Source organism: Nocardia sp. CS682 (genome assembly GCF_004634405.1).
In the GTDB taxonomy this organism is placed as follows: domain Bacteria; phylum Actinomycetota; class Actinomycetes; order Mycobacteriales; family Mycobacteriaceae; genus Nocardia; species Nocardia ninae.
This window is the reverse complement of record NZ_CP029710.1, coordinates 212908-231698: the sequence shown is the minus strand read 5'-3', so window position 1 is coordinate 231698 and position 18791 is coordinate 212908. Positions and strand designations below refer to the sequence as shown.

The following is an 18791-nucleotide window of genomic DNA, read 5'->3' as shown; positions in this document are numbered from 1 at the left end:
CTCCGATTCGTACCGCACCCGCGAAACTGGGTACGTTGTACCCGATTAAGAGTACAACGTACCCAGTTTCTTGCCAAGCGGCTATTGTTGCCACCATGACGAGCACGGAGACCAGCGGAAGCGGTGACCTCGCACGCACTCTCGATCTGCTGTGGGACTCCGGCCCGCGTCCGAGCCGCGGTCCGAAACCGGGTCTCACGCTCGATCGCATCGTGGAGGCCGCCATCGAGGTGGCCGACAGCGAAGGGCTCACGGCGGTCACCATGCGCCGGGTCGCCACCCAGCTCGGCACCGGCACCATGTCGCTGTACCGCTACCTGCCCGGCAAGGCCGAACTGCTCGACGTGATGCTCGACCGCGTGCAGCAACCCGCCGCCGAACCCGCCCCCGACGGCGGCTGGCGCGGCGCGCTGGAAGCGATGGCGCATCGCGGTCTCGCGCTGTTCCGGCGGCATCCGTGGCTGGTCGAGGTCAACCAGACGCGACCGGTGCTCGGACCCAGTGCGGTCGAGGGAATGGAGTTGTTCCTGACCGCGATTCGGCCGATGGGGCTGCCGGACCGGGAGCTGATCTCGGTGATCATCTTGATCGACGGCTACGTCGGGAGTGCCGCGCGCACCCAGTTGTTCGCGCAAGAAGCCGAGCGCAAGACAGGTCTGACCAATCAGGAATTCTGGGACGCGCAGGCTCCCCGGTTGGAAGTGGCCATGGCCAGTGGTCGCTATCCCATCATGAGTTCCCTCGATGACGACGCCTTCGACGCCACCTTCGACCACTTCGACTTCGGTCTGCAACGCATTCTCGATGGGCTCGAACACTATGTGGCGCAACGCAAGAAGGCGCAGCACGGGAAGGGCGGGGCGCGATAGTTGCGGGGTGCCGAGGTGTGGCACCGCCAGTCCCGCCTGCGTTGCTCGGCCAGTTGGACAGGTTGATACGCCGAATATCTCGGCCGTCGCATCGCCAGGCAGGCCGAATTCGCCTCGGTGGGCGCGAATGTGCCGGCCGTGTTGCGGACTAGCCGGCGTGCACGGTCAGCGCGTCGCGGCCGAGAGCCTGGGCCAGATGTTCGAGTGCCGCATCGAATCCCTTCCCGGGCAACGGCGCACCGTCGAACATCGCCACGGTCACCGTGTCGTCGGCGAGTTCCCACGTACCGGCGATGCGGCCGCCGACGACGACGATCGGTGAGATCCAGCCCGCGGTGCGGCTGACCTTCGCCCGATGATCCCCGGGCAGCAGCACGGTGTCGGCAGTGCCCGGGCCCAGGACGTACTGATCGAAGCCGCCGAGCAGGTGCACCGACTTCGTCGGCTTCGTCGCGGCGAGCTCGTCGAGGTGTTCGCTCAGCAGATAGCCGGAGCGGCCTTCGACCTCGACCTCGGTGACGGTCTCCCCCAGCTCCGAAAACCAGCGGCGCAGCACGGTTTTGCGCACACTGCCGCGGCTGAGCCAGGCATCGAACGCCGCGGGCGTCGCGGGTCCGTAAGCGCCGAGGTAGGCGGTGATCGCCAACGGCGCGGCGGCATCGGGCTCGGGCAGGCCCGGCCAGCCGCCGACCAGCTGTGCCGGATCGGCGAAGGTTATCTTGCTGCCCCGGGCCGGGCCGTGACAGATCGCGCCTTGCCAGGCAAGGGGTTTGAGCAACGCGCCCCAGCCGGAGCGCAGCTGCGCACCGAGCCGATGGAACGCGGGATCGGCGATGACCGCCTCGACCAGTTCCTCGCGCGTGAGTACCGCGCCGTCGAGCACCGCACGCACCCGCTCGGTCAGGGCGGCGACCTCGGCGGGCGACGCGCCGAAGTTGCGCTCCCACACCGGTCGCTCCCAGGTGCGCGCCGACGCAAGCAACGAAAGGTAGGCAGCGGCAAGATCCGGGGTGAGCGCGTGCAACGTACCGCGCATCGCCCACGTCTTGATCAGGGTGCCGTCGTTCAGCGCACCGACCAGCGCACCCGCTTGCGAGGCCGAACCACGCAGCGCTACCGCCAGTTCCGCGGCCGAGGTGACTTGCGCCTGCACGCCACCCAACCGGGCCACGATTTCGGTCAGCTGCGTGGCGGGTGCTGCGAGGTACTGCCTGCGCAGCCGCCACGCGAAAACCTGATCCCAGGTGAGGCGCACAGGTAACTCCTTCAATCTTCAGCCCAACACGGCGCTGCAGAAGGCTACCGTGGCCGCGGCGAACGCCAGTCCGGTCACCGTTGTCGCGATGACACCGAGCAGCGCGGTGCGGGTGGTCGCCCTGCGGATCGGGCTCACCGGATCGACCAGGCGCTCGGCCCTGGCCAGCACGGCGGTGCCCGCGGCGGCCAGCGCGCCCGAGGGGACCGGGCCGGAGACGCCGAGTATCACCAGCAGCCCGCCGAGCAGCGGTGCCGAACCGTGGGTGCGCGCCGCCTTGTCGTCGGCGCACATCTCAAGCAGCCGGGCGATCTCGGCGGCGCCCGCGGTGACCAGGCGCAGACCCGGCAGCGTGGTGGCGATCGCACGCAGTACCGCGGTCAGCGGGGCGTGCCTGCCGGAAAGGTGGGCGTGTTCGTGCGCCAGGACCGCGGCGAGCTGGTCGGGCGCCAACGCCGCGAGCGCGGCGCTGGTGACGACGACGGTGTCGGGCCGGCCCGGCACGCAATAGGCTTGGCGCTCCGGCGAATCCAGCACCAGCGCGGACAGTCCGGGCACCCGGCGCCCGACCAGCCGCAGCGCCTTCGCGTGCTCCTGGGTGCGCTTGCGCATCTCGCGCACCACCGTGACCGCTCGGGCCACCACGGCGATGGTGCAGGTGGCGACCAGCGCGCCGACTGCGAAGGTGGCGGCCTTGGTCGCGCCGGTGCCGTCCTCGTGGATCGGGGTCCACATGATCGCGAAGCAGGCACGCAGCGCGTCGTGCGGATGTCCCCAGTAGGTGGCGAATTCGACGGTGAGCATGGTCGCCGCCGCGGCCCACGAGCCGAGCGCGCCGACGATCGCGACGACCCAGGCGATGATGCCCAGCCGCGGCGCGTTGCCGCGCCGGGTCAACCTGCGCAGCACCGGCGGGCCGATCGTCGCCACGGCGCTGCCGTAGAGCATCAATGCGATCGCCAGGGTCATGGCGCGGCGCTCTCGGTGCCCGGCGGTGCGTCCGGGGTCTTGCGGGTGGTGAGCCTGCGTAGCGCGGCGCGCAAGCCCGCCGATTCCTCGGCGCTGATCCGGTCCACGAAATGGCTCAGCACCAGATCGGAGCGGCCGCCCGCGCCCAGCGCCTCGAGCATGAGCCGGGCGCTGTGTTCCTCGCGGGTCAGCGTCGGCCAGTACCGGTAGGCCTTGCCCGCGCGCTCGCGCGCCAGCCAGCCCTTGCGGTGCAGGTTGTCCATGGTGGACATGACGGTGGTGTAGGCGATGTCGCGCTGCGCGGACAACTCGTCGAATATCTCGCGCACCGTGGTGTCCTCTGCGTCCCGATCCCAGATACGGTCCATGATCACCGCCTCCAGGTCTCCAAATCCGCGCACCGTACCGACTCCCTCATCCAAAACGTGCCGTGCCGTCGGGCCAGCGTACCGGTTCGTCCGAATTGCTACGTAGTCAAACCGTAGATTGCGCGCGTTCTGTTCGATCACCCGGGTTCCGGATGTCGGTTGTCTTGCGTCAAGCCGGTGGCAGGCTGCGATGGCACAGTTTGGTTGCCGCGCCGAGGACTGCGAACGACGAAGCAATGCCGGCTACTGCGCATCGCCAAGCGAGTGTTGACGTCGCGCGGTGAAGGCAAGCCGCTTCTTGGCGGGCGAGGCAGCTCGGCTCGGTCGCGATCAGCGGGTGGTGGTTGCGACCGAGTGCTGAACGAGGATCGCCCGAAGATTGAGGTCAATTTTTCCGGTGCTGGATATGGGGAATTCGAGTTGGCTATGTGCCTCGTCGGAGGAAACGATCACTACGCGTTGTTGCGTGGATTGCGGACTGTTCCCAATCATTACCGTTCCGAGGTCCTGGTCATCGTAGATTCGGAGAGTGTGGTCATCGATCAGTGCGACGGAGACCGGATCGACGCACAGCTCGATGCGAGGGATGGTGGGCAATTCGGTTAGGTAGTCGCGCCCGACGCGTTGCAGGATCGCGAGTTTCGCGATCCTGCGGTGTGTCGTATCGGTGCATTTGGACAAGAATCGGTTGAGTACCTCCACGTCGTATTTTACTAATGCGAATTCACTGGTAGTTTTGGTAATGCTGGCCGGGTGGATCCGGTGCACATAAGTGGGCTCTGGAGCGCGGGTGAAGGGTATGCCGGCGGCAGCGAATCGCAACCAGAGATCCCAATCCTCGGCGTATCGAATCCGGTGATAGCCACCGACATTTTCATAGTCATCGATACTGAATAGGGCTCCGATGCACAGATAGTTTCCGGTAAGAAGATGGATGAGCTGATCAGTTGGTTCCGGTGTGAATTCCACGGTCCGCCGTAGCTCGCCTGCCGGGTTGGAACCGGTGTCGATCAGTGCCAATCGAGTAGTGGCGACAAGCCCTGGGGATTTCAGATAGGTGTCCTTCATTACCGCGATGTGGTTCGGAAGGAACATGTCGTCGGCGTCGAGTTGGGTGATCAGCCGGGACGTGACTGCGGCCATCGCGGTTTGTCGGGCTTGTCCGATACCTACTTGTTGCCGCAGTTGAACGAGGTTCAGGGGGAGGATATTTTTCCATCGGCCCACGATTTCGCAGGAGTTATCGTGTGAGGCGTCGTCGACGACCACGATCTGTTCGGCGGGGACGGTTTGTGCGGCGAGAGAGCCGAGGGCTTGGTCGAGGAACTCGGCGCCGTTGTGGACCGGTATAACGACCGCCACACCACTACGGTCGGTGCGTGGTGCGGTTCTGCGCGAGACCGAACCACGACTGGGCACGGTGGGTTCGGGCGTGGTCTCGGCGGAGGCGTTCGGTGGCACGGTGGCAGATTCGATTGGATCAATGTTGAATTGGTCGCGCATGTCGGGGTCTTCACCGATGACCAGGTTTTCCTGGGTCGCGATGGCCGGAACGCAGCGCAGGGCGCGGTGTGGGAACTGGCCGGCGTAGAAGATGTCGATGGCCTTGTGCTCGGCGATCCATCGACCCATGTCGTTGTCGTTGTCAGGGAGCTCGGCGAGCAACCGCTCGAAGATGTTCCGGTGGTAGGCGACTGCGTGTGTGGTGGTTGTTCCGGTGGCGTCGGCGAGATGTTCACAGTCGTCGAGCAGCTCTGGCGCGTGTCGCCATCGTGGCGCGCAGTGATCGAATCCGCCGAGGTAGAACAGGTCCCATTGCTGGTGGCGCAGTTCACGCAGGCTGCGCCGCAGAATCCACGGGGTACCGGAAAGAAAGACGGCATCGTCCTCGAGGACCAGGACGTTGTCCAAGCCGTCGCGGTGGGCGGCGGCTAGTACTGCACGGTGCGATAGGGCACACCCGACCGCTGGATCGTTGGGCGTCGCTATCGCCGAGACCCGGATTGTTCTTTCGGCGATGTCCAGCGCTTGCAGGCGGTGGGTCAGCCGGGCAAGTCGGTCGGGTCGATCGTCGAGGTTGATGCAGTAGATGGCGTCGAAGTAGGTGAATGGGTTGTTTCGTTCGTTGTGCCAGCGCGCGAGGAACTGCTCCAGTTGTTCGTCACCGCACCGCTGTCGGTAGTGAGCCACCACTGCTTCGGTGGGCAGCCCGAGTTCTTCCCAGCCGATCATGTGGTTGCGGAACCGCTCCCACCTCGAGTGCGGTGCAGAGGGACGATCGGGCCGGTCGAAGCGGTGCGTCCACCGCAGGAAGGGCAAGCACAGCACACGCCGGCCCGCGGCCCGGTACTTGGCGTGCAGATAGCCCTCTTCGCCGCCATGTCCGGTGAAGCGCGGGTTGAACCCCAGCCAGGTTGCTTTGCGGCAGGCGAACAGCCCCATCCCGTGCATGCCGATTTCGAACGGTGCCCCATCGAGGTCGGCGGCCCGGGGGTCTGTCACCACGCTGAACCGCCCGAACATACCCTCGGCCCAGACTGGGTCGCTGTGGGAGGCCAGCCTGATCATGTCTCGGTCGATCAAGGGGCCGTGCAGCAGGTCATCACAGTCGGGGTGGGCATCGATGAAGTCGAGCAACCGCGCCAGTGCCCCCGGCTCCAGGAGCACGTGGCAGTCGATACACAAAACCCACTCGCCCCGGGCCTCCCGGAACAGGCGATCTTTCACCGCCGCCGGACCGCGCAACTCCGGTGCGCTGAGGTAACGCAGCCCGTCGACCGAGGTCGCCAGCGATCGCAATGCCTCCGATACCGGACCGGGCTCCTCGTCGTTGTCGATGACGAGGAGCTCGATCCGATCGGCTACTTCACGGTGATACAGGCTCAGGGCGGTGACCGTGAAATACACCCCGTCATAGTCGTCACGTGTGGCCATTGCGATCGTCAACGCAGGAGACCTGAGAGCTTTCCTGGCTGTGAGATCCGTGGCAAGGTCGATCATGGCAACCATCCATGGAAACTGAAGTAGCCGTCGAGTAGGTCCCGGCCCTCACAGCTGACCTGCTCGATCTCATGCCAGGCGACGGAGGGGAAAAACACGATGGAGTCGTGGCGCGGTGCGATTTCACGGAAACTATCAGCACATCCCGGGCGACCGTCGGCGACAGTCAAGTCGAAAATCCGCAACCCACCCCCGGTGAAGGCGCGGGGACGCCGATACAACTGATAGACAAACGAAACATCGCGATCAGTCACCGCGCCGTCCCAGCCCGCATCCGGGCGCGGTCGACGACCACCCTGTTGGAACATCACGAAGTTGTAGGCCAGAGCGCCGTCGCCGATATCGAATCCGAGCATCGCGCACGCCGTCGGCGCCCACCGCGCGACTGCATCCTCCAGAACCGGTACCCGCAGCCGATCGAACGGCACGCACCACTCAGATTCTCTGCCGCCGTGGTCTGCGGCACCCCGCGATGCCGCAGACCACGCTGCGCAGGTCTCCTGTAACAGCCGATCAGCTATCACACCGCCAAGGACATTGTCGAACCGGCAAAAACCCGCTCCCAGCACCGGCATGCCCGACCGTTCCTCAGGGCAGCTTTGCGGAGAACCGAGCTCCGTCGAATCAATCGAGCCCTGGTCTGCACATGTCATCAGTGACTCCACGTGTCCCTATCAGTACTCTTCCACCTTGACCGAGAGCTTCGTATCCTTGCTCGTCTCCAACATCAAGCTCCCGGTAAAGCTTTGATCATCGCCGCTGCAAGTGGTGGAGTCGGCATACACGTGAATCAAACGGTCGCGTGGAGCATCGTAGTCAAAGCGTCCATTTGCATCCGTAACGGCTATCCGCGCAACTTTGGCCTTAGCGGGTACGGGTACCGCTTTACACTTATTCAGGGCAGTAACCTGCACAGGTTTTCCGACAAGGTTGCTGGACGAATTATCGCTACTATCATCAGGCCAATCATCGAAGAACTGCACCGTGACCACGCCGCTATCAGCGGCGTGTGCGGCTGGTGCCACGATCGCCGATACTCCACTTGCGACACCCGTGGCTCCTGCAACAAGCGACGCGGCACTCATGAGCGCCGCTGCACGGGAACGAAACTCCACAGACGGATCCATTCTCGAAACCCTTCCTCTTCGACCTGCCGATAGGACCAACCCACCCAACGAGACAGAACGCGCGAAGGACACATGGCGACTACATCCAGTCTGTGCCCGACCTAGCCATATTCGTTGCCGCATACCGTTCCGGATGGGACAAATTCTGCAACGCCGTGACCAGCGCCCATGAGCGCTGCACCTCTACAAGCGTGTCGGCCGCCCCCGGACGGTCCATGAGTACGCACCGGCACCGCTACCCAACGGGCAACAACACTCACCTGACGCTGGGCGCGCGTTCTCAAGCCGCTCACTCTTGTACGTAAGCGGCCTTGGGGGTCCGGTCGCCGAGGGCTTGGTGGGGCCTGATCGTGTTGTAGATGATCCGGAACCGGTGCACTTCCATGTCCAAGGCGTCTCCGTCAGCGATCAGGCCACAGTAGAGGTGCTCATATTTCAGGGTGCCGAAAAATCGCTCGATGACACCGTTGGTCTGGGGTGAGCGCGCGCGGGTGCGGACGTGGCGCAGGAATGGATCGGTTCCGGCGAATGCGGTCTTGAACACTTCGCCACGAAAGCATGGCCCGTTGTCGGAGACCACAGCGATCGGGGCCGCTGCAGAACCGATCACCTGCCCATCGGCTCCGATGACCTCGGCCAGGCCGCGATCGGCACGCAGATCATCGAGATTCAGGACGTGCTCGGCTTCGGCGACGGCCAGTCGCAGGCATGCCAGCGCGTCGGCCCCTCGTGCGGTCGGGGTGACGGTGATGGCCAGGCAGTATTTGGTGACGTAGTCGATGATCGCGCAGATCCGCCATATCCGCCACCGGTGGTTACGAACTCGCTGAAATCGGTTTGCCACACCCGATTCCGCACTGTCGGCGGGTCATGGAAGATCTGGCGGCGAAGCATCGCCCATGACTTACGATCGGCACGAAACCCGCGAGGCAGCAACAACCCTCGACGGCGCAAAGCCCGCTCCACCGTCGAGGTCGAGACGTCGTAACCGTCGGCGCGCATCATGGCGGCGATCTTGCGGTGGCCCCACGCCGGCCACTCTTCGGCGTACTTCGCCGTGATCGGCTCGAACCGGTCGACCTGGGGTGCGGGCCGGGGTCGGCGCGCGGGTCCGCGTCGCGCAGCCGAGCACGTCGCCGACGGTAGGTGCGTTCGGGGATGCCTGCCAGGCGGGCGAACCTCGAAACCGGCAAACCTTCTGCCGCTCTCAGGGCTTCGAGGTCGGCGAAGGGACCTTGTCGGTATAGGCGGCACCATGGTGCCAGATCCGCAGCTGCACCGTCGCCTCGGCCAGCGCAAGCTTGAGTTGCTCGTTCTCGATCCGCAACCGGCGTTGCTCCGGCGAGCCTTGCGCACCCGGCGGGCCACTCGGGCGCGGTTCGAGAGCTTTCGCGCCCGCTTCCAAGAACGCCTGCTTCCACTTCGAGACCGCCACCGCCGAGACACCGCGTCGCCGCGCGGCTTCCGACACGCTCATCTCACCATTCAGTACCGATAGCACGATCCGGACCTTGTCCTCGACCGGAATCCTCGACCGCGGTGATCTCGACACGACCATCTCCTTCCTGGCTCATGAGTCTCGAACCGTAAACACGGAGACCCTGCCAAGAATTCTGACGCACAAGACGGTGAGCTATGCGAACATATGTTCGTGTCCGACGCACCCGCCTCCCGCCCGCGGATAGTGGCGCGCGCCGAGTCGTCGATCCTGCATGCCGACCTCGATTCGTTCTACGCGGCGGTCGAGCAACGCGATAACCCGCGGTTGCGGGGCAAGCCGGTCATCGTCGGCGGCGGGGTGGTGCTCGCGGCGAGTTATGAGGCGAAGGCGTTCGGGGTGCGCACGCCGATGAACGGCGGGCAGGCGCGGCGGTTGTGCCCGCACGCGATCGTGGTGCCGCCGCGCATGGCGGCCTACGCGGCGGCGAGCAAAGCGGTGTTCGAGGTCTTCCACGACACCACGCCCGTGGTCGAGGGCATCTCGATCGATGAGGCGTTTCTCGATGTCGGTGGCCTGCGCCGGATCGCGGGTGCGCCGATCGGTATCGCCGAACGGTTACGCGCGCGGGTGCGCGACGAGGTCGGGCTGCCCATCTCGGTGGGCATCGCCCGCACCAAATTCCTGGCCAAGGTCGCCAGCGCCGTCGCCAAACCCGACGGCCTGCGCTTCGTGCCACCCGACGGCGAACTCGAATTCCTGCACCCGCTGCCGATCGAGAGACTATGGGGCGTCGGCGAAGTCACCGCCCGCACCCTGCACGAACACAACATCACCCGGGTCGGACAGCTTGCCGACCTCGGCGAAAGCCCACTGCGCGCCATCCTCGGCCCCGCCGCCGCCCGCCACCTCTACGCCCTGTCCTGGGCCCGCGACCCCCGCCGCGTCGAAACCGGTGTCCGCCGCCGATCCATCGGCGCCCAGCGCGCCCTCGGCCGCGCACCCCACCCACCCGACGAAATCGAGGCCTACCTCCACGGTCTGACCGACCGTCTCGGGCGCCGCCTCCGCGCCGCCGACCGCATCTGCCGAACGGTGGTGCTGCGCATGCGTTTCGACGACTTCACCCGCGCCACCCGCTCGCACACCCTGCCCGAAGCCACCGACCACACCGACACCCTGTTGCAGGCCGCCCTATCCCTGCTGACCGCCGCCACGCCGACCATCGAGGAACGCGGCCTCACCCTGATCGGCCTGTCCCTGACCAACCTCACCGACGCCGACCCCTTCCAACTCCCCCTCCCTTTCGACCCCCGCGCCACCAACACACTCGACGCCACCCTCGACGATCTGCGCCACCGCTTCGGCTCCACCGCCATCACACGCGCCGCACTCTTACGCCGTGGCGAAGGGCTGTCGGTTCCCTTGCTGCCGGACTGATACGACAATGCCGGGCCTGAGGGCCCGACCACCGCAGTCCCGCAAGGATGGACGAGCTGTGAGACGCGTGGCCGGCCGGTGGCTCAGCAGCCTGCCGAATCAGCCTGGCATCCGGCCGACGAAATGAGAACGCGCCGTCGCGGTTTCGCCGCCGGGTGAGATGCACATCGACACGTGTGCATGACTCGGCAAGCTTGGCGGCCTCGAGCTGGTTGGCGAGCCGCCGTGCTACATCCGGCAGCGCGTCGGCGTAGCACGACCGTTCAGCTCCGAGCTGCGAACTTTCGTCTCGCGACTACGAGGCGGACTGGGCTTGGGTGGCTGCCAGGGCTTCCTCTTGGATGCGCGGGAACTGGGCGGCCATCGCTTCGGCCATGGCTTGGGCGGCGGAGAGGGGGCGGATCATGACGGTGAGGCTGTCGATCAGGCCGTTGTCGTCGTAATGCAGGAAGTCGCAGCCGTTGACGGTTTTGCCGTTGACGGTGGCTTCGAAGATCAGGGCGTGGTCGCGGCCGTCGGGGTTGGCGATCTCGCGCACATAGCGGAAGTCCTCGAAGACGCGCAGCACTCCGCGCAGGATGGCGGCGGTGATCGCCTTGCCCGGGTAGGGCTTGAACGCCACCGGGCTGGTGAACACGACATTCTCGGCGAGCACCGCCGCCATCGCATCGGTGTCCCTGGCCTCGACGGCTTCGCGGAACGTAGTCATCCCTGCACCTCGCATATGCAACTCGTTGAATAGGGTTGATCGAGCGTAACCCAGAAGCGGCACCACGAGACGAGTAAGGGGCACCAGCCTGCGAATCAGGGGGCGACCCCCGCGGTATACGGGGTACCGAGGGTGCACGCACTCAGAATGTCCCCGGCTATGCCAACCGACTGCCAGAAAGACATAGATCAGTAGGCACCGACGAACGGCGGATTTATGTTTCAAACGGCACTGGGTGCATCGATGCCATCCACTGCCGATCCGAGCAGTCGGGCACAGTTGGTGTCCGAAGAACGCCGAGATTCCTTGGGGGGAATCATGCGAAAACTGTTTGCACTCATCTGTTTTGGCCTGTTGGCCACTCTCCCACTAGCCCCGGCGACGCATGCCGACGCCGTGGAGATCAAGCCACTCTGCGCGAAATCTGGTGTGTTCAAGGCTGGCGGAAACAAGGATCTGTGCGACATGTACTACAACCACACACTGATCCCAAGGTGTCGGGAACTGAAAAGCCGTCCATGCTACGAGCAGGCGGCTCAGTGGTTGGCGGACTGCTACGTCGGGAAGGCGCAAGTCCCGCTCGATCTCATCGCCTTGGAGATCAGGCGCAATGACTAGACTCGGATCCATGCCCACGGAGAAGCTCGGAGAGCCGATCGCTAGACGTGAACTCCGCAAGGGCGACCAGTTGGTTACTGTCACCTTCGATAAGCCCGAGCAGTCCGCCGATGGTGACTACTCCTGTGCTGTGCGGATCGAGGGCATCGATCCGGAGCCCAGAACGACAGCCATATTCGGCGTCGACTCGGTACACGCCCTGAGCGAGGCACTGACGTTCGCGGGCCGACTGCTCGAGGCCGACGACATGGTGACCTGGAATGGTGAGAGCGATCTGGGCTTCCCGCGAAGCGGGCGGTAGCTCACCCGTGTAGGAATCCCCGGTCGCAGGCCGGGGATCCTGTATCGGCCCGGGTCAGCATGCCTTCGGTACTGGCCAGGCACTCCGGCACCACTGTGCCGGACGGCGCTGCGCAGGCAAGTCGAGTGCGCGATCTACTCCATCTTCACCGGGATCTTCCGCGCAGAACTGGCGGACTCGTTCATCCGGATACGCACGCTGAGGATCCCGTTCGCGTAGGTCGCGGCGATATCGTCGTCCCGCGCCCCGGCGGGCAGCGCGACGGTGCGCGTGAGCGATCCGTAGCGGAATTCGGAGTATCCGCCGACCGAGCGTTCTTCGCTGCGTTCGGCTTTGATCGTCAATCGCCCGTCCTGCACGGTGACCTCGAGGTCCCGATCGGGGTCGATCCCGGGGATTTCGACGCGCACGACGTGGTAGTTGTCTTTATCCGGTGCCTCTTCCACCCGCAGATGACCGCCGGAACCGGATCCGATGAACGGCACGATCTTGCGGCTGACCCCGTCAATTTTATCGCCGTTCAGCGAGATCGTTTGGGGCGCTTGTCCATCAACCGCAAAATCAACGGCGTGAAGATGAGCTGCATGGCCAGGTCCATCTTCCCGCCGGGTACCACGATGCAGTTGGGGCGCGACATGAACGAGTCGTGCAGCATCGACAGCAGGTAGGGGAAGTCGATCACCTTGGGATCGGCGAAGCGGATGACGACGAAGCTCTCGTCGGCGGTGGGAATGCTGCGGGCGATGAACGGGTTCGAGGTGTCCACGGTGGGCACGCGCTGGAAGTTGACGTAGGTGTGGGAGAACTGCGGGCAGATGTATTTCACGTAGTCGGGCATGCGGCGCAGGATCGTGTCGATGACCGCCTCGCTGGAGTAACCGCGTTCGGTCTTGTCGCGGATTACCTTCTGGATCCATTCGAGGTTCACGATCGGCACCACACCGACCAGCAGATCCGCGTACCGCGCGACATTCACCGTGTCGGTCACCGCGGCACCGTGCAGCCCCTCGTAGAACAGCAGATCGCTGCCGGGTGCGAGATCCTCCCACGGCGTGAACGTCCCCGCGGGCTGCCCGTACGGCTTGGCTTCGGAATCGTCGTGCAGATACTTGCGCACCGAACCGACCCCGGTCTCGCCGTAATCGCGGAACAACCGCTCCAATTCCTCGAGCAGATTCGCGTCCTCCCCGAAATGGGAGAAGGTGAGGTCGCGATGCTGCTCGGCCTCGGCCAGCGCCAGTTTCATCTCGTTGCGGTCGTAGCGATGGAACGAATCGCCTTCCACGACAACGGCATTGATGCCTTCTCTACGGAATATCTCCTGAAAGGTTCGCGTGACGCTGGTCGTTCCCGCACCGGATGACCCGGTGATCGCGACGACGGGATGCTTGACCGACATGGCACCTCCTCGATTGCCGGACAACAGATTTCAGTGCGGCGCGGGCCGGAACAGCGAGCGTGTCCCGAACAACGAGCTGTCGAAGACGTGCCCCTCGTCGGGCTCGCTGTGATAGCGCTCGATCCGCTCGACCTCGTTGCGCGACCCGAAGATCAGCGGCACCTGGTGATGCACCTGCTCCGGCGGCACCTCGAGCACCCGCTCACCACCCGTGGTCGCCCACCCACCGGCCTGTTCGACGATGAACGCGATCGGATTGGCGCCGTAGAGCAACGACACCCGACCCGGACGCGCCGGCGGTCGAGTGTCGTGCGGATACAGATAGACCCCGCCCCTGGTCAGAATGTGGAAGGTGTCCGCGACCAGCGACGCCACCCAGCGCATATTGAAGTCGCGCCCGCGCGGTCCCTCCACGCCGTCGAGGCATTCGTGCACATACCTGCGCACCGGTCGCTCCCAGAACCGCTCGTTGGCGGCGTTGATCGCGAATCCCGAGGTGTCCTCGGGAATGCGCATCCGCGGATGGGTGAGCACGAACGCGCCGATCTCCCGGTCCAGGGTGAAACCGTCGACACCGCGGCCGGTGGTGATCACCAGCATGGTCGCGGGCCCGTACAGCGTGAACCCGGCACACACCTGGCGCACGCCCGGTTGCAGGAAATCCTCGGCGGCGGGTGCGCCGTTGTCCCGATCCGGGGACCGCAGCACGCTGAAAATCGTTCCGACGGGCAGATTCACGTCGATATTGGACGAACCGTCCAGCGGATCGAAGGCCAGCAGATACTTGCCGCGCCGATGCGCGTCGGGCACCGGATGAATGGTCGGCATCTGCTCCGACAGCAGCGCCGCCAGATGCCCCGTCCACTGAGTTTCGGCCACCATGATGTCGTTGGCGATGGCATCGAGCTTGCGGTGCACCGTCGGCGGCAGATTGTCCGGCTCAGCGGCGCCCAATGAGCCCACAATGGCGCCCCTCGTCACCTGGTTGGCGATGATCTTCGTGGCGGTTGCCACGACATTCACCAACGCGGAGAACTCACCGGAGGAGCCGGGGTGCCGGTGCTCCTCCTCGATCGTGTAGCGGGTGAGCGTCTTCAATCCCTCTGGCATGGGCGCCTCGATCTCGTCACGCTGGGGCCCGCGCGCTCGGCCCGTCCTGCGGTGCGGTGCTGTCGGTGAACACGCTGCTGCCGTACACATCCTGGTCGGTCAGCGTGATCAGATCGGTCTTGCGCAGCGGCCTGCGCAGCTCTACCAGCCGCTTGGCCTGGCGCAACCGGCAGCGGTCGAGTGCGTTGCGCACGCTGCGCGCGTTGGAGAACCGCGGCCGGGTCATCCGCAGCGCCAGGTATTCGGCGAAGGCGGTATGCGCGGGCTCGTCGAAGCGGAAGTTCTCCCGCGCCACCATGAGATCGGCGATGCCGAGCAGCTCCGCGTGGGTGTAGTCGGCGAACTCCAGATGATGGGCCACCCGCGAGGACAACCCGGGGTTGGCGGAGAAGAACCGCTCCATCCGATCCGGGTAGCCCGCGAAGATCACCACCAGGCTGGCGCGCTCGTTCTCCATCTCCTGCAACAGGATCTCGATGACCTCCTGCCCGTAGTCCCGCTCGTTCTCCGGCCGGAACAGGTAGTAGGCCTCATCGATGAACAGCACCCCGCCGGCCGCCTTGGCCAGCGCCTCCTTGGTCTTCGGCGCGGTGTGGCCGATGAACTGACCGACCAGGTCGTCGCGGGTGACGGTGTGCACCTTGGGTTTCCGGATATAGCCGAGCGCGTGCAGCATCTCGGCCATGCGCAGCGCGACGGTGGTCTTGCCGGTGCCCGGCCCACCGGTGAAGCTCATGTGCATGGTGGGCCGCGACGCACTCAAACCGAACCGCTGCCTGGCCCGGTCGATCAGCAGCAGTGCCGCGATCTCGCGCACCCGGCGCTTGACGTTGGACAGGCCGACGAGTTCGGCGTCGAGCCTGCGCAACGTGTCGTGCACATCGTTGCCCGCGATATCGGTCGACAGATCGAGTACCGCGTCGTCGTCGAGGATCTCGGGCTCGGCCGCCGCCTCGGCAGGCTCGGCCCGCACCGGCCTGCCGTCGCCGATACCGGGACGGTGCAGCCGGAAACCGTTGGCCTCAGCCGCCATACCGCTGTCCCCGGCGGTCGTCGGTGGCGTAGGAGTGCAGGCCGTACTTCTGCTGCCGATCCGGTCCCTCCAGTCGGGTGAGCAGGAAACCCGGCTCGTCGGCCGGGCGCTGCACCAGGAAACTCAGCGCCGTGGTCTGCCTGCCGAAGCGGGCGTCGTAGGCGAGCACCCGGATGTAGTGGTGCGGGAAAGTCGAACGGCAGGCATTGATCTCGGCGAGCACACCGTCGGGTTCGTCCAGATCGAACAGCGGTAGCCCCCACATCTCCCAGTAGGCGTTGCGGGGATGCGGGTCGTCGGTGTATTCGATGGACACCGGCCAGCTGTTGAGCAGCGCGTAGCGCACCTGGGCGGAGATCTCCGCGTCGGTGAACTCCGGCAGGTACGAAAACGTTCCGTGACGCAGGTACATGGCATGGGCTCCAAGGGTTTCAGCGAGTGGCCGTCGGCACCGCGTCGGGCGCGTCGGTGGAGGTGTAGTCGAAGGTGACATCGCCCCAGGTCGCCAGCGCGACGTCGAGCGGACGGCAGATCTCGGCGGCCTTGCGCAACACGTCGGGGCCCTCCTTCAGCAGATCGCGACCCTCGTTGCGGGCCTTGACGACCGCCTCCAACGCCACCCGGTTCGCCTCGGCGCCCGCCGCGATGCCCAGCGGGTGCCCGATCGTGCCGCCACCGAACTGCAGGATCACGTCGTCGCCGAAAAGGTCGAGCAGCTGGTGCATCTGCCCGGCGTGGATGCCGCCGGAGGCCACCGGCATCACTCCCGGCAGGCTCGCCCAGTCCTGGTCGAAGAAGATGCCGTTGCCGAGGTTGGCCGGAATGTGGTTCTCCCGCAACGTGTCATAGAAGCCGCGGGTCGTCGCCGGATCGCCCTCGAGTTTGCCGACCACCGTGCCGGCGTGCAGATGATCGACGCCGATCAGCCTGCACCATTTGGCCAGTACCCGGAAGCTCACGCCGTGCGTCTTCTGCCGGGTGAAGGTGGAGTGCCCGGCCCGGTGCAGATGCAGCAGCAGTCCGTTGCGCCGCGCCCAGTGCGACATCGACTGCATCGCCGTGTAGCCGACGGTGAGGTCGATCATGATGACGACGCTGCCGAGCTCCTTGGCGAACTCGGCCCGCTCGTACATGTCCTCCATCGACGCCGCGGTGACATTCAAGTAGTGGCCCTTGAGTTCGCCCGTCTCGGCCATGGCGCGATTGACGCCTTCCATGGCGAACAGATAGCGGTCCCGCCACCGCATGAACGGCTGGGAGTTGATGTTCTCGTCGTCCTTGGTGAAATCCAGTCCGCCCTTGCACGCCTCATAGATCACCCGGCCGTAATTGCGTGCCGACAGACCGAGTTTCGGCTTCACCGTGGCGCCGAGCAGCGGGCGGCCGTATTTGTTAAGATACTCCCGTTCCATCACCGTGCCGTGCGGTGGACCCTGGAAGGTCTTCACATACGCCACCGGGATCCGCATGTCCTCCAGGCGCAGTGCCAGCAGCGGTTTGAAACCGAAGACATTGCCGATCACCGAGGACGTCAGGTTGGTGATCGAGCCTTCTTCGAAGAGGTCGAGATCGTAAGCGACATAAGCGAAATACTCGCCCGGCCGCCCCGGCACCTCATCGACCCGATAGCACTTGGCCTGATACTTCGAGTGCGCCGTCAAACGGTCGGTCCACACCACGGTCCATGTCGCCGTAGACGATTCGCCCGCGACCGCGGCCGACGCCTCGATCGGATCCACCCCCGGCTGCGGCGTCACCCGGAATACGGCGAGCACATCGGTGTCCGACGGCTGATAGTCCGGCGCGTAATATCCCATCGACGCATACGATTGAACACCCGGATCCCACCGGTCCCGCTCGGTCGCTTCGGCCATCGTTCCTCCTGGCAGTCGGTGCTGCGGGACGCTCACGCCCAGGGATCGGGTTGTGCGCCTTGCGAATTCCAGGATGACGGCCGGGTAGACAACAAACAATTTGATTGTTCCTGCGAAAGCTCAACGGAAAAGTCAGGTTTCGCGCGAACCCGGCAGGGTAAGGAGCACTGCGGGCATCGGAAAACTTCCGGAACCGCCGCGAGTACCCCGGGACGCGCACCGACCCGGGGTACTCGAGCGCGACGCGGAAGGGGAGTCACGCGCCACGGTCGGGTTGACCTCGACATCATCGATGTTTCCACACATCACCGCCGCCGCATCGACGTCAATTCCGTTGGCACCAGAGTCACTGCTACCGTCGGCGGATGGGAGCGGTCAGTGCGGCCAGAATGGAAACATTCCTGGTGGTCGCCCGGCTCAGCAGCATCCGCCGCGCCGCGACCCAGCTGCACATCACCGAGGCCGCCGTCTCCGCCGCCGTCGCCCACATCGAGAAGCAGCTGGGCGCCAAGCTCGTCGCCAAATCCGGGCGCGGCATCGCGCTCACCGAAGCGGGCCGCATCTACGCCGAGTACTGCCGCAGCATCCTGGGTCTGATGAAGGAGGCGCACGCCGCGGTCCAGCAGGCCGAGACCGGGCGACTACGCATCGGGGTGGTGGCCACCGCGGGCGAGTACGTCCTGCTGCGCCCCCTGGCCGCATTCCGCAACCGCTACCCCGACATCGAACTGAGCTTGTCCGTGCATCCGCGCGATGTGCTGTTCCTCGAATTGCAGCACCACGAAACCGATCTCGTCATCGCGGGCCGTCCGCCCCGCAACACCGGTCTGGTCATCCGCGCCCGCAGACCCAGCCATCTCATCGTGGTCGGGGCCGCCGATCAGGACCCGCTGCGCACCACCTGGTTACTGCGTGGGCGCGGCTCGGGTACCCGTGACGCCACCCTCACCCTGCTCGACCAACTCGAAATCAGCCCGCCCACTCTCACACTCGGCAGCCACGGCGCCGTGCTCGCCGCCGCCCGAGAAGGGTTGGGCGTCACCTTGATTCACAGTGACGCCGTCTCCCAGGACCTCGAATCCGGCGTCCTGCGCATACTGCCCGTCACCGGCACACCCATGGACCGTCCATGGCACGCCATCACCACCCGCACCCCGACGCCCACCACGCGGTTGTTCCTCACCCACATCCTGGACCCCGGTGAGGTCGGCGCCGACGCCTTCCACCCCGCGTAATAGCCTCTGGCGCAGCACTTCTGGGTCGACTTGTGACGTGATGTGT

Annotated in this window: 20 protein-coding genes; 5 read left to right on the top strand and 15 right to left on the bottom strand. The window is 65.4% G+C overall.

Going from position 1 to position 18791, the window contains the following annotated elements:
• Window positions 1-95: 95 nt before the first annotated feature.
• The gene (locus tag DMB37_RS01075; RefSeq protein ID WP_135231023.1) at window positions 96-869 is read left to right on the top strand and encodes a TetR/AcrR family transcriptional regulator; all 774 of its coding nucleotides are present in this window, start codon (window positions 96-98) and stop codon (window positions 867-869) included.
• 148 nt (window positions 870-1017) lie between these two features.
• Here the strand turns inward: DMB37_RS01075 and DMB37_RS01070 are convergent, their stop codons facing one another.
• From DMB37_RS01070 to DMB37_RS01035, 8 genes are all read right to left on the bottom strand, one after another.
• Window positions 1018-2124 carry a winged helix DNA-binding domain-containing protein gene (locus DMB37_RS01070; RefSeq protein ID WP_135231022.1) on the bottom strand — a complete coding sequence of 369 codons (1107 nt, stop codon included), beginning with the start codon at window positions 2122-2124 and terminating at the stop codon, window positions 1018-1020.
• Window positions 2125-2142: 18 nt separating this feature from the next.
• Entirely contained in the window at window positions 2143-3093 is a 951-nt protein-coding gene (locus tag DMB37_RS01065; protein ID WP_135231021.1) for a M56 family metallopeptidase, read from the bottom strand.
• Window positions 3090-3494: a BlaI/MecI/CopY family transcriptional regulator gene (locus tag DMB37_RS01060; RefSeq protein ID WP_255508360.1), complete on the bottom strand. Its 405-nt coding sequence runs from the start codon at window positions 3492-3494 to the stop codon at window positions 3090-3092. Before DMB37_RS01060 ends, DMB37_RS01065 begins: the two co-directional genes overlap by 4 nt.
• 297 nt (window positions 3495-3791) lie before the next feature.
• Window positions 3792-6395 carry a glycosyltransferase gene (locus DMB37_RS01055; protein WP_167768671.1) on the bottom strand — a complete coding sequence of 868 codons (2604 nt, stop codon included), beginning with the start codon at window positions 6393-6395 and terminating at the stop codon, window positions 3792-3794.
• A gap of 62 nt (window positions 6396-6457) precedes the next feature.
• Window positions 6458-7036: a 2OG-Fe(II) oxygenase gene (locus DMB37_RS01050; RefSeq protein ID WP_167768670.1), complete on the bottom strand. Its 579-nt coding sequence runs from the start codon at window positions 7034-7036 to the stop codon at window positions 6458-6460.
• 99 nt (window positions 7037-7135) lie between these two features.
• Complete coding sequence (locus DMB37_RS01045; RefSeq protein ID WP_135231017.1) at window positions 7136-7576, bottom strand: hypothetical protein; 441 nt, start codon at window positions 7574-7576, stop codon at window positions 7136-7138.
• A 301-nt stretch (window positions 7577-7877) separates the two neighbouring features.
• Entirely contained in the window at window positions 7878-8432 is a 555-nt protein-coding gene (locus DMB37_RS01040; protein WP_135231016.1) for an integrase core domain-containing protein, read from the bottom strand.
• Between the two features lie 363 nt (window positions 8433-8795).
• Window positions 8796-9140, bottom strand: a complete 345-nt coding sequence (locus DMB37_RS01035; protein WP_240772181.1) for a helix-turn-helix domain-containing protein — start codon at window positions 9138-9140, stop codon at window positions 8796-8798.
• 93 nt (window positions 9141-9233) lie between these two features.
• Between DMB37_RS01035 and dinB the strand changes: the two genes are divergently transcribed.
• The gene (gene dinB, locus DMB37_RS01030) at window positions 9234-10466 is read left to right on the top strand and encodes a DNA polymerase IV (RefSeq protein WP_135231014.1); all 1233 of its coding nucleotides are present in this window, start codon (window positions 9234-9236) and stop codon (window positions 10464-10466) included.
• 295 nt (window positions 10467-10761) lie between these two features.
• Here the strand turns inward: dinB and DMB37_RS01025 are convergent, their stop codons facing one another.
• Window positions 10762-11175: a nuclear transport factor 2 family protein gene (locus DMB37_RS01025; protein ID WP_135231013.1), complete on the bottom strand. Its 414-nt coding sequence runs from the start codon at window positions 11173-11175 to the stop codon at window positions 10762-10764.
• Between the two features lie 243 nt (window positions 11176-11418).
• Between DMB37_RS01025 and DMB37_RS01020 the strand changes: the two genes are divergently transcribed.
• Together DMB37_RS01020 and DMB37_RS01015 are read left to right on the top strand one after the other, a co-directional pair.
• Window positions 11419-11793 carry a hypothetical protein gene (locus DMB37_RS01020; protein WP_135231012.1) on the top strand — a complete coding sequence of 125 codons (375 nt, stop codon included), beginning with the start codon at window positions 11419-11421 and terminating at the stop codon, window positions 11791-11793.
• Between the two features lie 10 nt (window positions 11794-11803).
• A complete protein-coding gene (locus tag DMB37_RS01015; RefSeq protein ID WP_135231011.1) occupies window positions 11804-12094 on the top strand; it encodes a hypothetical protein in 291 nt (96 codons plus the stop codon).
• 134 nt (window positions 12095-12228) lie between these two features.
• Here DMB37_RS01015 and DMB37_RS01010 read toward each other — a convergent pair whose 3' ends face one another.
• Genes DMB37_RS01010 through DMB37_RS00985 form a run of 6 tightly spaced genes read right to left on the bottom strand, consistent with a single transcriptional unit; the run spans window position 12229 to window position 17510 of the window.
• Complete coding sequence (locus DMB37_RS01010) at window positions 12229-12579, bottom strand: Hsp20/alpha crystallin family protein (protein WP_206055151.1); 351 nt, start codon at window positions 12577-12579, stop codon at window positions 12229-12231.
• A 35-nt stretch (window positions 12580-12614) separates the two neighbouring features.
• Entirely contained in the window at window positions 12615-13493 is an 879-nt protein-coding gene (locus tag DMB37_RS01005; protein WP_135231010.1) for a phosphoribulokinase, read from the bottom strand.
• Window positions 13494-13523: 30 nt separating this feature from the next.
• Window positions 13524-14603 carry a class 1 fructose-bisphosphatase gene (locus DMB37_RS01000; protein WP_135231009.1) on the bottom strand — a complete coding sequence of 360 codons (1080 nt, stop codon included), beginning with the start codon at window positions 14601-14603 and terminating at the stop codon, window positions 13524-13526.
• Window positions 14604-14619: 16 nt separating this feature from the next.
• The gene (locus DMB37_RS00995; RefSeq protein WP_135231008.1) at window positions 14620-15636 is read right to left on the bottom strand and encodes an AAA family ATPase; all 1017 of its coding nucleotides are present in this window, start codon (window positions 15634-15636) and stop codon (window positions 14620-14622) included.
• Entirely contained in the window at window positions 15626-16048 is a 423-nt protein-coding gene (locus DMB37_RS00990) for a ribulose bisphosphate carboxylase small subunit (protein ID WP_135231007.1), read from the bottom strand. The genes DMB37_RS00995 and DMB37_RS00990 overlap by 11 nt, the downstream gene beginning before the upstream one ends.
• 19 nt (window positions 16049-16067) lie before the next feature.
• Entirely contained in the window at window positions 16068-17510 is a 1443-nt protein-coding gene (locus tag DMB37_RS00985) for a form I ribulose bisphosphate carboxylase large subunit (RefSeq protein WP_135231006.1), read from the bottom strand.
• 365 nt (window positions 17511-17875) lie between these two features.
• Between DMB37_RS00985 and DMB37_RS00980 the strand changes: the two genes are divergently transcribed.
• Window positions 17876-18745: a LysR family transcriptional regulator gene (locus tag DMB37_RS00980; RefSeq protein ID WP_240772180.1), complete on the top strand. Its 870-nt coding sequence runs from the start codon at window positions 17876-17878 to the stop codon at window positions 18743-18745.
• Window positions 18746-18791: the final 46 nt, after the last annotated feature.

Bases quoted from the DNA above. Each gene is read 5' to 3' on its own strand.
- dinB (WP_135231014.1), top strand. From the start codon at position 9,234: ATGTTCGTGTCCGACGCACCCGCCTCCCGCCCGCGGATAGTGGCGCGC.
- DMB37_RS00990 (WP_135231007.1), bottom strand. From the start codon at position 16,048: ATGTACCTGCGTCACGGAACGTTTTCGTACCTGCCGGAGTTCACCGAC.
- DMB37_RS00985 (WP_135231006.1), bottom strand. From the start codon at position 17,510: ATGGCCGAAGCGACCGAGCGGGACCGGTGGGATCCGGGTGTTCAATCG.
- DMB37_RS01000 (WP_135231009.1), bottom strand. From the start codon at position 14,603: ATGCCAGAGGGATTGAAGACGCTCACCCGCTACACGATCGAGGAGGAG.
- DMB37_RS00995 (WP_135231008.1), bottom strand. From the start codon at position 15,636: ATGGCGGCTGAGGCCAACGGTTTCCGGCTGCACCGTCCCGGTATCGGC.
- DMB37_RS01015 (WP_135231011.1), top strand. From the start codon at position 11,804: ATGCCCACGGAGAAGCTCGGAGAGCCGATCGCTAGACGTGAACTCCGC.
- DMB37_RS01075 (WP_135231023.1), top strand. From the start codon at position 96: ATGACGAGCACGGAGACCAGCGGAAGCGGTGACCTCGCACGCACTCTC.
- DMB37_RS01050 (WP_167768670.1), bottom strand. From the start codon at position 7,036: ATGCCGGTGCTGGGAGCGGGTTTTTGCCGGTTCGACAATGTCCTTGGC.
- DMB37_RS00980 (WP_240772180.1), top strand. From the start codon at position 17,876: ATGGGAGCGGTCAGTGCGGCCAGAATGGAAACATTCCTGGTGGTCGCC.
- DMB37_RS01005 (WP_135231010.1), bottom strand. From the start codon at position 13,493: ATGTCGGTCAAGCATCCCGTCGTCGCGATCACCGGGTCATCCGGTGCG.
- DMB37_RS01065 (WP_135231021.1), bottom strand. From the start codon at position 3,093: ATGACCCTGGCGATCGCATTGATGCTCTACGGCAGCGCCGTGGCGACG.
- DMB37_RS01055 (WP_167768671.1), bottom strand. From the start codon at position 6,395: ATGGCCACACGTGACGACTATGACGGGGTGTATTTCACGGTCACCGCC.
- DMB37_RS01020 (WP_135231012.1), top strand. From the start codon at position 11,419: ATGCCATCCACTGCCGATCCGAGCAGTCGGGCACAGTTGGTGTCCGAA.
- DMB37_RS01025 (WP_135231013.1), bottom strand. From the start codon at position 11,175: ATGACTACGTTCCGCGAAGCCGTCGAGGCCAGGGACACCGATGCGATG.